Consider the following 13,460-nt stretch of genomic DNA (forward strand, 5'->3'; position numbering starts at 1 on the left):
CGGGGGTTTGGGGGCAGAGCCCCCAATGGCCCACTAGGGCCAGCTACCCGGCGTCGGTCTTACCACGCCGATCCGACCGCAGGCTGGCATAGAGCACATGCGTCCGCCACCGCCCATTGATCTGCAGGTAGGATTGCGCGACGCCCTCGTATTTGAAGCCCGAGCTTTCCAGCAATCCTCGCGAAGCCGCGTTTTCCGGCAGACAAGCAGCCTCGATGCGGCTCAGATCCAGCCGGGTAAACGCGTGGTGAACCAATGCACCGATTGCCTCGCGCATATATCCTTTCCGCGCAAATGCCTGACCTGTCCAATAGCCAAGCGTCCCGGCCTGCGCTGGCCCCCGGCGAATGTTGTCCAGCGTGATCGCACCAAGCAACACATTGTCGCTTCGGCGAAACAGGAACAGGGGAACAGCTGTTCCGCCGGCAATCGACCGCTGGGCCCAATACACCCTGTTGGTGAAGGACTTGCGTGTCAGATGGTCCGATGCCCAGATCGGCTCCCACGGGGTCAGGTGTTCCTTTGACGCCCGCCGCAAGGCGGTCCAGTCACTAAAATCAGAGTGAACGGGAGGACGCAGGCTCAGCCGCTCGGTTTCGAGTTTCAGCTTACGTCGGCCCAACAGCATCACGCCGCACGCCTCTCCTGCAATTCGGCGAGTGTAGGTGCGCTTGAAACCGGACCGTACAGCGCCAAAGCGGCCGGGGCCTGGACGGCCATACATTCGGCGAATGCACGGACATCTTCGGTGCTGACCGCATCAATCTTGGCAACGGTATCCTCCAGCGAGGGCACCCGGCCCCAGATCTGCACCAGCCGCGCCAGGCGTTCAGCGCGGTTCGACGGGCTTTCCAGCCCCATCAGCATCCCCGCCTTCATTTGCGCGCGGGCACGGGCAACCTCTTCGGAGCTCATGTCTTCGGCGGCGCGCCTCATCTCGTCGATCGTAATTGTGGCCAGTTCTTTGACCTGATCGGCCGAAGTTCCGGCATAGATCGTGGTGGTCCCGGTATCGGCATAGGCGCCGGTCTGGGCGAAGATCGTATAGCAGAGTCCGCGCGTCTCGCGCACTTCCTGAAACAGGCGCGAGGACATGCCACCGCCCAAAGCGGTCGAATAGATCTGAGCGGTATAGATTGCATCATCACGATAGCCGGGGCTTTCCAACGCTAGCGCGAAATGGGCCTGCTCAAGCTCTTTCTCCTGCCGCGCTTCACCGCCCGTGAAACAGGCAGGTTCGGCGATCAGCCCCTTGCGCGGTTGCAAATGACCGAACATGTCTTCGGCCATTTTCATGAGCGCATCGTGATCAACCGCACCTGCCGCAGACAGGATCATCTGCTCGGATCCGTAGTGTTCTGCCACAAAGCCCGACAGGTCCTCACGCGAAAAGGCGCTGACCCGTTCGGTCGGGCCCAGAATAGTCCGGCCCAGAGGCTGATCGTGATAGCTCTGCTCTTGCAACCAGTCAAAGATCACGTCGTCCGGTGTGTCATAAGCCTGACCGATCTCTTGCAGGATGACGCCGCGCTCGACCTCGATCTCGCGCGGATCGAAAACCGGGTTCAGAACGATATCGCCGATAACATCCATCGCCAGTGCTACGTCGTCTTTCAGCACACGTGCGTAATATGCCGTCACCTCGCGCGAGGTATAGGCGTTGATGTAGCCGCCTACATCCTCGATTGCCTCGGCGATTTGCAGCGCGGACCGGCGCTCGGTTCCCTTGAACGCCATATGCTCAAGGAAATGCGCAATCCCGTTCTGCTCAATCCGCTCATGCCGCCCGCCGGCGGTTACCCAGATGCCGATGGCCGCAGATTGCAGCCCCGGCATATGTTCACTGACGATACGAAATCCGTTCTTCAGTTGGTCTTGTCTGACAGTCACTCAGCGATGTGCCCTTTGATATGATCCTCAAGGGCGCCCAGATCGTTGGCGATGAGGGTCACCCGTTCCGGACGTTCATACAGATCAGACATGCGAGAGGGAAGAGGCGGATGCACATCGCTGGCCCTCTCGACTGCTGCCGGGAATTTCGCCGGGTGCGCGGTGGCCAACGTGATCATCGGGACGCCGGCAACGCGATGTTCTTCCGCGACCTTGATGCCGACTGCCGTGTGGGGACACACCAGTTCGGCGCTGTGGGCCAGCGTGGACTTGATCGTCGCCAGCGTCTCATCCTCGGAGACTCTCCCTGAGTCAAAACTCTCGCGCAGCGTTTCCATCGCGCCCTGGCTGACGTTGAAGCCACCACTTTTGAGTTCATCCATCAGCTGCGCAATTGCACCGCCATCCTCGCCATAGGCATAGTAAAGAGCGCGCTCAAAGTTCGAGCTAACCTGAATATCCATCGACGGGCTGATCGAGGGGATGGTGTCGCCTTTGAAATAACCCTCTCCCGAGAGGCAACGATGCAGGATGTCGTTCTGGTTGGTTGCCACGACCAGACGGTCAATCGGCAGGCCCATGCGCTTGGCCAGGTAGCCCGCGAAGATGTCACCGAAATTGCCGGTTGGCACGGTGAAGCTGACCTTGCGATGTGGCGCGCCAAGACTTACGGCAGCCGAGAAGTAATACACAATCTGCGCCAGAACGCGGGCAAAGTTGATCGAGTTCACCCCTGCCAGCTTCACCCCGTCGCGGAAATCAAAGTCGTTGAACATATCCTTCAATGCGGCCTGACAATCGTCGAAATCGCCGTCCACGGCCAAGGCATGCACGTTGCTGTCCGCCGGAGTTATCATCTGGCGGCGCTGTACCTCGGACACGCGGCCATGGGGGAATAGGATGAACACATCCACAGCATCCAGACCCCGGAACGCCTCAATAGCGGCCGAGCCGGTATCGCCACTGGTTGCGCCAACAATGGTCACGCGATCTTCGCGACGTTTCAGGGCGACCTGGAACAGCTGACCGATCAGCTGCATGGCAAAGTCCTTGAAGGCCAGAGTTGGCCCGTGGAACAGCTCCAGCAGGAAGTGGTTCTCGTTCAGTTGTTTCAGCGGCGCGCGGGCGTCATGGCCGAACCCTTCATAGGCGCGGGCGATGATCGCCCTGAACTCATCCTCTTCAAACGATCCGCTGACATAGGGCCACATCACGCGAAACGCGATTTCCTCATAAGGCAGCCCTGCCAGCGCGGCGATCTCGTCTTGCGACATCACCGGGATTTCAGCGGGCAGGTACAGGCCACCGTCGCGGGCCAGTCCGGTCAGCATCGCCTCTTCGAAGGTCAGTTCGGGCGCTTGCCCACGGGTCGAGATGTATTTCATTTCGCGTCACTTTCAGAATTGGCGCGGTTGCGCCACAGGAAGTATCCGGTCATCGCCGCCCAGACCAGAGCCAGGCCAAACCAGGTGATTGCATATTGCAGATGATCATTTGGAATTCCCGCCGAATCCACCGGCAAGGGCGTCACGCCAGGATCGGTCACTGTTCGTGCGATCAGCAGCACTGGCTCAGCCCCTAAAGCAGCGGCCAGGTTGGGCACATCCCGGGCAAACCAGATATTGGCGTCGATATCTGCCTCGGGCGTGTAACTGTCGATCTCGTCGGGCCAGTGCAGATTGCCAGTCACCTCCATCGGACCGGTCAGGCGTTCGGCATCCTTGGCAGCCGTCGGGACAAAGCCGCGGTCCACAAGAATGGTCCGAGCCTCGGTGCTGAAAGACTGGATGACGCGGTACCCCGCCCCGACCTGTTTGACAGAGACCAGAACGTGGATTTCACCCGGCTCCATCTCGCCCGAAACGGTCACGGGCAGGTATTTGTCCGCGTCTTCGGAAACCTGCGGTGGCAAGGCGATGGGATCAGCAGAAATGCGGCTTTCGATCTCGGCCAAAACGCCCTGCTTCCACCCCATCCGCTGCACCTGCCACACGCCCAGCGACAACAGCACGCCCAGACCGGCAAGGCCGAAGATCAGCAGGAACAGAATGCGGCGCATGACAGACTCTTGTTGCAGAAACCGGCGTCTTGTTAAGGCGCGCGCGGGCGCAAATGCAACCACGCAATTGTATCGGGCGCAATCTTGCGCCCTTAACAGAGAAAAAGCCGCCCCAAGGGGCGGCTTTTGCAATTGGATCACCTGTCCGGTGTTACATCAGCGGGGCCTGACCCCAGATGTAGACGGCAAAGAACAGGAACAGCCAGACAACGTCAACAAAGTGCCAGTACCAGGCAGCGGCCTCGAAACCGACGTGTTTTTCCGGCGTGAAGTCACCTCGAAGCGCCCGGATCAGACAAACGCTCAGGAAGATCGTCCCGATGATCACGTGTGCGCCGTGGAAACCTGTGGCCATGAAGAAGTTCGAATAGAACTGGTCGCCGCCAAATTTCCAGCCATCATGGGCCAGCAGCTCATAGTATTCAAAGGCCTGAAGCGCAGTAAAGGCGATGCCCAATGCGATACCAATCGCCAGTCCCTGCACCAGCGCCTTGCGGTCGTTGCCATGCACCAACGCATGGTGCGCCCAAGTGATCGCGCAGCCCGACAGCAGCAGAACCAGAGTGTTGATCAGCGGCAGGTGGAACGGGTCAACGGCGTGGATGTCCGGCTGAATGTATTCGGTGCCGGCATAGTCGTACATCGGGTACATGCGATGCTTGAAGAACGACCAGAACCAGGCAAAGAAGAACATCACCTCGGACATGATGAACAGAATGAAACCGTAGCGCAGACCAATGCGTACAACCGGCGTGTGATCACCGGCGTGGCTCTCGGCCACGACGTCAGACCACCAGGCAAACATGGTGTAAAGGACGGCCACCAGACCGGCCCAGAAAATCCACGGGGTAATCCCATGCATCCACAGAACGGCGCCGAACAGCATGGTGAATCCGCCAATCGCACCAATCAGCGGCCAGATAGACGGGTTCAGAATGTGGTAGTCATGGTTTTTAGCGTGTGCCATCAGCGTCCCTCACCTACAGGCGTTAGTTCGTGTTTGTATCTGCCTGCGCGTCAAGGGCGGCATAGCCCTCGGGCAGGTCAATTTCGTAGAATGTATACGACAGAGTGATCGTATGAACATACCTGGCTTCCAGATCTTCGACCATTTCCGGATCGACGAAGAAAGTCACCGGCATCTGCACCCGCTCGCCGGGCTCCAGCACCTGCTCTTCAAAGCAGAAACAGGCTATTTTCTGGAAATAGCCACCGGCTGAATATGGTGCCACGTTGTAGGACGCCTGCCCGGCAATGGGGCGGTCGGTCGGATTGTAAGCCTCATAAAATGCCAGCCCCGTCTCGCCGATGCGCACTTCCATCTCACGTTCGACCGGCTTGAACTCCCAAGCCATATCCTTGGCTTTCGAGGCATCAAAGCGGACCGTCACGGTCCGGTCCAGAATGTCCTCGGGCGCCGTCTCGGCCACACCGGTAGTTCCGCCGAAACCAGTGACGCGGCAGAACCAGTCATAAAACGGCACAGCGGCCCAGGCGAGGCTGCCCATCAGCACGACCACGCCTACTGTCTGCACTACGGTTTTCTGCGGACCCGACAGTGCCATCAGTTCTGCACCTCTTGTGTGGCCACACCGAAATCAGTGCCTGAAACTTTGACAACCGTCAGGCCGAAAATGATAACGATGAACGCGGCCAAGGTCAGGCCCACGCCAAGGTTTCGACCGAACCGACGTTGATGCAATTCATGGCTTTTCCGCAGACTCATGACCAGCCTCCCAACCCATAAGGTTTCAACAGCGCCTCAGCGAGAATTGCGCCGAAGTGCAGGAAGAGATAGAGCAACGACAGCTTGAAGAAAGTGCGTTCGGCCTTGAAGTTATCCGCCTCTGCTTCTTCCTCTGACCGTCGCGAAATCCGCCCTGCACCTCGCAGGAACAGGGCGTTCATCACCAGTGCGACAGTCAGGTAAACCGGCCCGCCAATGTCGGAAAATGCCGTGCCGATGGCCAATACCGCCAGCAACCCGGTGTAGACCAAGATATGCGTGCGGGTCGCGCGGCGGCCATGAGTGACCGTCAGCATCGGAACACCTGCATCGTCATAATCAGACCGCATGAACAGGGCCAGCGCCCAGAAATGCGGAGGGGTCCACATGAAGGTCAGGGCAAACATCAGCCATGGTTCGATCGACATCGATCCGGTGGCCGCAACCCAGCCGATCACCGGGGGAAACGCTCCGGCTGCGCCACCGATAACAATGTTCTGCGGTGTCAAGCGTTTCAGCCACATCGTGTAAACGACGACATAGAAAAAGATAGTGAAGGCCAGAAAAGCGCCTGCGAACCAGTTCGTCGCCAGGCCCAGCATGATGACGGACAACCCCGACAGAGCCAGTCCAAGCGCCAGAGCTTCGCCTTCTTCGACTTTACCGGACGGGATCGGGCGCCCTTTTGTGCGCTTCATCACTTTGTCGATATCCGCATCCCACCACATGTTCAGGGCGCCGGAGGCGCCACCGCCGATGGCGATGAACAGGATCGCGCAGAATCCGACGAACGGGTGCACAGGGACCGGAGCAGCCAGCAACCCCACCAAGGCGGTGAACACGACCAGCGACATCACACGCGGCTTAAGCAGGGCGAAGTAATCGCCAAAGCTGGCCTCGTCCGCGTGGGTCTTGGCGGTCACTGTGCTGGCATTGATGCTTGCGTCGCTCATGTCCGGTCCTTCAGGGGCGAAAGCTGCGCGAATGCCGCGCAGCCCGTCTTATTCAACGCGCGGGTGCTGGCCCGCGCCGGATCTTAGTTCGAGGCAACCTGGTAAACGGCCGGCTGGCCCGCATACTCTTCCAGAGCGCCCTGCAGCCATTGCTCGTAAGCCTCTTCGCTAACCACTTTGACGGTGATCGGCATGTAGGCGTGGTCCTTACCGCAGAGTTCCGAGCACTGACCGAAATAGACACCTTCCTTGTCGGCCTGGAACCACAGTTCGGCCAGACGTCCCGGAACACCATCCTGCTTCACACCAAAGGACGGAATCGTCCAGGAATGGATCACATCGGATGCTGTCACCTGCATGACGATGATCTTGCCAACCGGCACAACCACTGCAGTGTCCGTCGCCAGCAGCCACTCGTCTTCACCGTAACCCGCATCGGTCAGCTTGGCGCGCATGGCGTCATCCAGAACAAACGGCGTGACATCTGCATCCGCAGGCCGCGCGCTTTCGTCCAGTGTGGCCGGGTGCCCCAGCAGATAGCTGTCGAACGCAAAGTCATGATCAACGTATTCGTAGGTCCAGTACCACTGGTTGCCGACCACTTTGATGACGACGTCCCCTTCGGGAATCTCCTGCTGTTTGAACAGAACCGGCAGCGAGAAAGCCCCGATAAAGACCAGAATCAGGATCGGGCCCAGGGTCCAAGCGATCTCGACCGGGGTATAGTGCGAGAATCGCGCGGGTGTCGGGTTCACGCGTTGGTTATAGCGCACGATGCAGTAGACCAGCAGGCCCGCCACGAACAGACAGATGGCGGTGATGATCACCAGAATCATTCCGTCCAGACGATGAATCCCCTCGGCAAGGCTGGTCGCCGCAGGCTGGAAACCCATGCCGCCATCGACCGGCTTGCCAATAATCTCAAGCTCCTGAGCCATGGCGGGAAGGCTGGAGAGGGCAGTTGCAAGCCCCGAAAGCATCAAAGCATTCTTCATGTTCTGTCCTGATCGTTTGATCTTTGCGTCCCTGGCGAAAAGGCGTGAATCGGTCACACCTCACCCGTTGTCTTTGGCCGCGTTAAAAACCATATTCCTGCGGGTAGATAAAGCAAAATGCTTGCGTCAAACAGACGCTATTTTTGATCTGGATCAAACCCGAAAGGTCCCAACCGATGCCCAACGACCCGTTTCGCCCCTTTGAGAGCGCCCTTCCGAAGGACGAAGCCCTGTCAATTCTACAGGGTGCGACCGCTGGCGCCGAGGATGGCGAACTGTTCGTAGAGCGCCGAAAATCCGAGTCTCTGGTGTTTGACGACGGGCGGTTGCGCACGGCATCTTATGATGCGTCCGAAGGGTTCGGTCTGCGCGCCGTGCAAGGTGAGGTAGCCGGATATGCGCACGCGACAGATGTCTCGATCCCTGCTTTGAAACGGGCTGCAGAAACCGCACGTCTGGCTGTTGGTGACGGCGGTGGAACGCTGGCCGAGGCACCGCGCGCCACAAACATCCGACTCTATACGGATGAAGACCCGATCGAGTCCGCGGATTTCCCGGTCAAGATCGAGACCCTCCGCGCCATTGATGCCTTCGCCCGTGACCTCGACCCACGGGTCGTTCAGGTCAGCGCAACGATCGCCGCCGCCGTACAGGAAGTGGAAATTCTGCGCCCCGACGGCGTTCTGGTCCGCGATGTGCGCCCAATGACCCGGCTGAATATCTCGGTCATCGTTGAACAGAACGGTCGTCGGGAAAGCGGCTCGGCTGGCGGCGGCGGTCGGGTCGGTCTGGATGGGTTGATCGATCCTGCCGACTGGCAGGACAAAGTTCGCGAAGCGTTGCGAATTGCCATGGTCAACTTGGAAGCCGTCCCCGCCCCTGCCGGCGTGATGGAAGTCGCGCTTGGTCCCGGCTGGCCGGGCATTCTGCTGCACGAAGCCATCGGCCACGGGCTTGAGGGTGATTTCAACCGCAAGGGCAGTTCGGCTTTTGCCGGTCTGATGGGAAAACAGATTGCCTCAAAAGGCGTGACGGTGGTCGATGACGGCACGATTGCCGATCGGCGCGGCTCGATCACAGTGGATGACGAAGGCACGCCCAGTTCACGGACCGTGCTGATCGAAGACGGCGTACTGACAGGATATATGCAGGACCGACAAAATGCCCGCCTGATGGGCGTTTCGCCCACAGGCAATGGGCGGCGGCAAAGCTATGCGCACAAACCCATGCCACGGATGACCAACACAATCATGCTGGGCGGCGATTCCGATCCAGCCGCGTTGGTTGCCGATATCAAAGATGGCATCTGGGCCGTTGGGTTCGGCGGCGGTCAGGTGGATATCACCAACGGTAAATTCGTGTTCTCTTGCACTGAGGCTTATCGCGTCGAGAACGGCAAGATTGGCGCCCCTGTGAAAGGCGCGACCCTGATCGGAGACGGCCCGTCAGCGCTCAGGCGTATTCGCGGGCTGGGCAACGACATGGCGCTGGATCCCGGCATGGGAACATGTGGCAAGGACGGCCAGTGGGTGCCGGTTGGAGTGGGACAACCGACTGTCCTGATGGACGGTCTGACCGTCGGCGGATCGGCTGCCTGAGTCGCCGTCCACACCAAATGCGCGCGGCGCAAGGTTAACTTGACGCCGCGCGCTCCGAGGATTCGCTCAACTCTGCGCGTGTCGAAACGCAAACGGAACACAAAACTTTCCGTTTAAAATCAAATATATATAAGATTACCCCTCAAAATTCTCGGAAGTTTTGCATAGAATTTTCGCGGATTCACAAGCTGTTAACCCCACATCCCGTAAACCAGTTCTGCAACCAGGCGGAGCATCGGATGACCGAAGAGCAGCTTTCTTCCAATCACCCCACACTCCCACCCACCACGGAAGAGGATCGGTTTTCCTGGCTTCGTCTGTTGCGCTCGCGCAAGGTTGGCCCGGCGACGTTTCGTCGGCTGCTGCGCGAACATGGCTCGGCGCAGAACGCGCTGGCCGCGCTGCCGGAAATGGCACGCGCCGCCGGAATCGAAGGGTATGAAGTCTGCCCGCCCGGCGTGATCGAGGCGGAACTCAAGGCCGCAAAAGCCGCCAAGGCGCGGCTTCTGTGCCTTGGGGCCGCCGACTTTCCTTCAGCCCTGCACGATGTGACCGACGCGCCGCCTTTACTATGGGCGATAGGCGATACCTCGGTACTGAAACGCCCGGCGATTGCCATGGTTGGCGCCCGCAATTGCTCGTCGCTGGGCGCGCGAATGGCGCGCAGTTTGGCAAAAGAACTGGGTGAGAAGGGATACATCGTGGTATCCGGACTGGCGCGCGGCATTGACACATCGGCCCACCTTGCCGCTTTGGATTCGGGCACTGTCGCCGTTATGGCCGGGGGCGTCGATGTGGTCTATCCGGCGGAAAACACGGACCTGGCGTGCAGTATCATCGAGAACGGATTGCGTTTGTCGGAACAACCGATGGGCGTCACCCCACAGGCGCGTCACTTTCCGCGCCGCAACCGGATCATATCCGGGTTGGCTCAAGCCGTTGTGGTCGTCGAAGCCGCAGCGAAATCGGGCAGCCTGATCACGGCGCGCGACGCACTGGATCAGGGGCGCGAGGTGCTGGCTGTTCCCGGCCATCCCTTTGACGCGCGAGCCGCGGGCTGCAACCTGTTGATCCGCGATGGCGCAACTCTGGTTAGGTCTGCCGCCGATGTCATCGATGCATTGCCGCCGCAAGGTGACTTGTTTGACTCTCCTGCGTCGGACCCAGTTTTTGACAATGATGAACGGCCCCATACGGATGCAAGGGAGTTACACGCACAGATACTGGCGCGACTTGGACCGTCCCCGATTGCAGAAGACCAATTGCTGCGCGATGTCTCGGCCTCGGCGGGTGAAATCGGACCCGCGCTGGTCGATCTGGAACTGGACGGGCGAATCCACAGACAACCCGGCGGTCTTCTGTCACTGGCAAGCTGACGCTTGGCTCAGTCGGCGCGAAACCGAATGTATCTGACTGAAATCGCCGCATCTTTCGAAGAATTCAAGGAACGCATTGACAATTCCGCCTTCCCCCACACATTTTGCACGGCCATAGAAGGCGCCAAATTCGTCGAGCGAGGTTTTCCCCTAAATGCCCGTAGTTGTTGTAGAATCCCCGGCCAAGGCAAAAACGATCAATAAATATCTGGGGCCCGACTACACGGTTCTGGCCTCGTACGGCCATGTTCGCGACCTGCCGCCCAAGGACGGATCGGTCGATCCAGACCATGAATTCTCGATGAAATGGGAAGTCGGGAATGACAGCCGCAAACACGTAAAGGCCATCGCTGACGCGCTGAAAGAAGACAACGCCCTGATCCTCGCCACCGACCCTGATCGCGAGGGTGAAGCAATCAGTTGGCACTTGCAGGAGGCGCTGACCAAGCGCCGCTCGATCAAGAAGGACACGCCGGTCAGCCGCGTCACGTTCAACGCCATCACCAAGGAAGCGGTGACCCAGGCAATGCAGAACCCGCGCGAGGTGGATATGCCCTTGGTCGAGGCCTATCTGGCCCGCCGCGCGCTGGACTATCTGGTAGGATTCAACCTGTCGCCGGTTCTGTGGCGCAAGCTGCCAGGCGCGAAATCCGCCGGAAGGGTGCAATCGGTCTGCCTTCGTCTGATCGTCGAGCGCGAGATGGAGATCGAGGCGTTCAAACCCGTCGAATACTGGTCGGTCCGGGCGCTGTTCGAAACACCGCGCGGTCAGACTTATGAGGCGCGGCTGGTCACGCTGGCCGGCAAAAAACTAGACAAGCACGATCTGGCCAACGCCACTCAGGCCGAATTGGCTGTGCAGGCGATCACCAGCCGCGCGCTGAGCGTCACCTCGGTCGAGGCCAAGCCGGCCGCGCGCAACCCCAGCGCACCGTTCATGACTTCGACGTTGCAACAGGAGGCCAGCCGCAAATTCGGTATGGGCGCGCGGCACGCAATGCAGGTGGCACAACGGCTCTACGAGGCCGGCTACATTACTTATATGCGAACCGACGGCATCGACATGGCGCCCGAGGCCGTGGCTGCTACTCGTGAGGTAATCGCCGACCGGTATGGTGCGGAATATGTGCCGGACAGCCCGCGGATGTATAAAAACAAGGCCAAGAACGCTCAGGAAGCCCACGAATGTATTCGCCCCACGGATATGTCGCGCGATGCCAAGGCGTTGAAGGTGACCGATGAAGATCAGCGAAAGCTCTATGATCTGATCTGGAAACGCACCATTTCCTGCCAGATGTCCGCTGCCCGTCTGGAGCGCACGACAGTCGAGATCGGCAGCGACGACGGTCAGGTTGGCCTGCGTGCGACCGGTCAGGTGGTGTTGTTCGACGGCTTCATGCGTGTTTACGAAGAAGGCCGCGACGATGTGGCCGATGACGACGAAAAACGCCTGCCCCAGATCGCTCAGGGCGATCCTGCCCCGTTTGCCAAGACCTCGCTGCGCGATCAGTTCGCCAAGGCGACGAGCGGCAACGGCGACAAGGTCGCGAAAGAGGCTATTCTGTCCGAAAACGAGTCCGTGCTTGCCCTGCAACACCACACACAACCCCCACCGCGCTATACCGAGGCGACTCTGGTCAAGCGGATGGAGGAGCTGGGAATCGGGCGGCCGTCGACCTATGCCTCGATCGTGACCACGATTCAGGATCGCGGCTATGTGCGCAAGGACAAGAACCGGCTGATCCCCGAGGAAAAGGGTCGGATCGTCACGATTTTCCTGCTGAACTTCTTCCGCCAGTATGTCGGGTATGAGTTCACCGCGAACCTGGAAGAACAGCTAGACGATGTCAGCGCTGGTGATCGGGATTACAAGGACCTTTTAGGCAAGTTCTGGCGCGATTTTTCAGCGGCAATCGGCGAGACATCTGAACTGCGTATTTCCGAAGTGCTGGACAAGCTGGACGAGGCCTTGGCGCCGCAGCTTTATCCCCCGCGCGAAGACGGCTCGGACCCGCGCATCTGCCCGAAATGCGGTGTTGGCCGGTTGCACTTGAAGACGTCGCGCACCGGCGGATTTGTGGGCTGCGGCAATTACCCGGAATGCAACTATACGCGCCCCATCGCAGGAGAGGGCGCGGAAGGTGACGAACGTTTGCTCGGCGAAGATGCAGGCGATGAGATCTGGCTGAAATCCGGTCGCTTTGGTCCCTATGTCCAGCGCGGTGAGCCAACACCCGAAAACAAAAAGCCACCGCGCGCGTCGCTGCCGCGCGGATGGAGCAAGGACGACATGGATCTGGAAAAGGCGCTGACCCTGCTCAGCCTGCCGCGTCAGATCGGCGAACATCCCGACGGAGGGATGATCAGTTCAAATTTCGGGCGCTTCGGGCCGTATCTGATGCATCAACTGCCGGACGAGGCGAAACCGGTATATGCCAATCTGAAGGACCCCAACGACGTGTTCGAGATCGGCATGAACCGGGCGGTGGAGTTGCTGGCGGAAAAACGCGCCAATCCAGGGCGGCGTGGACAGGCGGCGGCGAAACCGTTGAAAGAGCTGGGCGAGCACCCTGACGGTGGCGCGATTCAGGTTTTGGATGGGCGCTATGGGCCTTATGTGAAATGGGAAAAGGTCAACGCGACCTTGCCCAAGGACATCAAACCCGAGGACGTGACGCTGGAAATGGCCGTGGAACTGGCCAACGAAAAGGCGGCCAAGAAGGGAACCAAACGGAAAGCTGCACCGAAAAAGAAAGCAGCGGCCAAGAAGACAAGCAAGAACGCGGCAGGCTGAACCGGTCATGTGGCCGGCCATGGTCGGCTGCGTTAGGTAGAAATACCACTGACCCCTTGGTTTCATTGA

Annotated in this window: 12 protein-coding genes; 3 read left to right on the forward strand and 9 right to left on the reverse strand. The window is 59.5% G+C overall.

Annotated elements, in window-relative coordinates; all coding sequences use genetic code 11:
• Nucleotides 1–43: 43 nt before the first annotated feature.
• From AC2TDJ_RS07130 to coxB, 9 genes are all read right to left on the reverse strand, one after another.
• On the reverse strand, nucleotides 44–628 hold the full coding sequence (locus tag AC2TDJ_RS07130; protein ID WP_480841427.1) for a GNAT family N-acetyltransferase: 585 nt from the start codon (nucleotides 626–628) through the stop codon (nucleotides 44–46).
• Nucleotides 628–1,890, reverse strand: a complete 1,263-nt coding sequence (locus tag AC2TDJ_RS07135; protein WP_480840655.1) for a M16 family metallopeptidase — start codon at nucleotides 1,888–1,890, stop codon at nucleotides 628–630. The genes AC2TDJ_RS07130 and AC2TDJ_RS07135 overlap by 1 nt, the downstream gene beginning before the upstream one ends.
• Nucleotides 1,887–3,275 (reverse strand): threonine synthase, encoded by a 1,389-nt coding sequence (gene thrC / locus AC2TDJ_RS07140; protein WP_480840657.1) that lies wholly within the window; start codon nucleotides 3,273–3,275, stop codon nucleotides 1,887–1,889. The genes AC2TDJ_RS07135 and thrC overlap by 4 nt, the downstream gene beginning before the upstream one ends.
• A complete protein-coding gene (locus AC2TDJ_RS07145) occupies nucleotides 3,272–3,949 on the reverse strand; it encodes an SURF1 family protein (RefSeq protein ID WP_480840659.1) in 678 nt (225 codons plus the stop codon). Before AC2TDJ_RS07145 ends, thrC begins: the two co-directional genes overlap by 4 nt.
• 151 nt (nucleotides 3,950–4,100) lie before the next feature.
• Nucleotides 4,101–4,916 carry a cytochrome c oxidase subunit 3 gene (locus AC2TDJ_RS07150; protein ID WP_480840661.1) on the reverse strand — a complete coding sequence of 272 codons (816 nt, stop codon included), beginning with the start codon at nucleotides 4,914–4,916 and terminating at the stop codon, nucleotides 4,101–4,103.
• 22 nt (nucleotides 4,917–4,938) lie between these two features.
• Entirely contained in the window at nucleotides 4,939–5,514 is a 576-nt protein-coding gene (locus AC2TDJ_RS07155) for a cytochrome c oxidase assembly protein (RefSeq protein WP_480840663.1), read from the reverse strand.
• A complete protein-coding gene (locus AC2TDJ_RS07160) occupies nucleotides 5,514–5,675 on the reverse strand; it encodes a hypothetical protein (protein ID WP_480840665.1) in 162 nt (53 codons plus the stop codon). The genes AC2TDJ_RS07155 and AC2TDJ_RS07160 overlap by 1 nt, the downstream gene beginning before the upstream one ends.
• Complete coding sequence (cyoE, locus tag AC2TDJ_RS07165) at nucleotides 5,672–6,628, reverse strand: heme o synthase (RefSeq protein ID WP_480840667.1); 957 nt, start codon at nucleotides 6,626–6,628, stop codon at nucleotides 5,672–5,674. The genes AC2TDJ_RS07160 and cyoE overlap by 4 nt, the downstream gene beginning before the upstream one ends.
• 83 nt (nucleotides 6,629–6,711) lie before the next feature.
• Nucleotides 6,712–7,623, reverse strand: coding sequence for a cytochrome c oxidase subunit II (gene coxB, locus AC2TDJ_RS07170; RefSeq protein WP_480840669.1), 912 nt, complete (start codon nucleotides 7,621–7,623; stop codon nucleotides 6,712–6,714).
• A gap of 176 nt (nucleotides 7,624–7,799) precedes the next feature.
• Between coxB and tldD the strand changes: the two genes are divergently transcribed.
• The 3 genes from tldD (at nucleotide 7,800) to topA (ending at nucleotide 13,391) form a co-directional block, all read left to right on the forward strand.
• Nucleotides 7,800–9,221, forward strand: a complete 1,422-nt coding sequence (tldD, locus tag AC2TDJ_RS07175; protein ID WP_480840671.1) for a metalloprotease TldD — start codon at nucleotides 7,800–7,802, stop codon at nucleotides 9,219–9,221.
• Nucleotides 9,222–9,460: 239 nt separating this feature from the next.
• The gene (gene dprA / locus AC2TDJ_RS07180; RefSeq protein WP_480840673.1) at nucleotides 9,461–10,597 is read left to right on the forward strand and encodes a DNA-processing protein DprA; all 1,137 of its coding nucleotides are present in this window, start codon (nucleotides 9,461–9,463) and stop codon (nucleotides 10,595–10,597) included.
• 154 nt (nucleotides 10,598–10,751) lie between these two features.
• Entirely contained in the window at nucleotides 10,752–13,391 is a 2,640-nt protein-coding gene (gene topA, locus AC2TDJ_RS07185) for a type I DNA topoisomerase (RefSeq protein WP_480840675.1), read from the forward strand.
• Nucleotides 13,392–13,460 lie beyond the last annotated feature (69 nt).

It is taken from the genome of Ruegeria sp. HKCCD6647-2 (genome assembly GCF_057221075.1).

Bases quoted from the DNA above. Each gene is read 5' to 3' on its own strand.
- AC2TDJ_RS07130 (WP_480841427.1), bottom strand. From the start codon at position 628: ATGCTGTTGGGCCGACGTAAGCTGAAACTCGAAACCGAGCGGCTGAGC.
- thrC (WP_480840657.1), bottom strand. From the start codon at position 3,275: ATGAAATACATCTCGACCCGTGGGCAAGCGCCCGAACTGACCTTCGAA.
- AC2TDJ_RS07145 (WP_480840659.1), bottom strand. From the start codon at position 3,949: ATGCGCCGCATTCTGTTCCTGCTGATCTTCGGCCTTGCCGGTCTGGGC.
- AC2TDJ_RS07150 (WP_480840661.1), bottom strand. From the start codon at position 4,916: ATGGCACACGCTAAAAACCATGACTACCACATTCTGAACCCGTCTATC.
- AC2TDJ_RS07155 (WP_480840663.1), bottom strand. From the start codon at position 5,514: ATGGCACTGTCGGGTCCGCAGAAAACCGTAGTGCAGACAGTAGGCGTG.
- AC2TDJ_RS07160 (WP_480840665.1), bottom strand. From the start codon at position 5,675: ATGAGTCTGCGGAAAAGCCATGAATTGCATCAACGTCGGTTCGGTCGA.
- cyoE (WP_480840667.1), bottom strand. From the start codon at position 6,628: ATGAGCGACGCAAGCATCAATGCCAGCACAGTGACCGCCAAGACCCAC.
- coxB (WP_480840669.1), bottom strand. From the start codon at position 7,623: ATGAAGAATGCTTTGATGCTTTCGGGGCTTGCAACTGCCCTCTCCAGC.
- tldD (WP_480840671.1), top strand. From the start codon at position 7,800: ATGCCCAACGACCCGTTTCGCCCCTTTGAGAGCGCCCTTCCGAAGGAC.
- dprA (WP_480840673.1), top strand. From the start codon at position 9,461: ATGACCGAAGAGCAGCTTTCTTCCAATCACCCCACACTCCCACCCACC.
- topA (WP_480840675.1), top strand. From the start codon at position 10,752: ATGCCCGTAGTTGTTGTAGAATCCCCGGCCAAGGCAAAAACGATCAAT.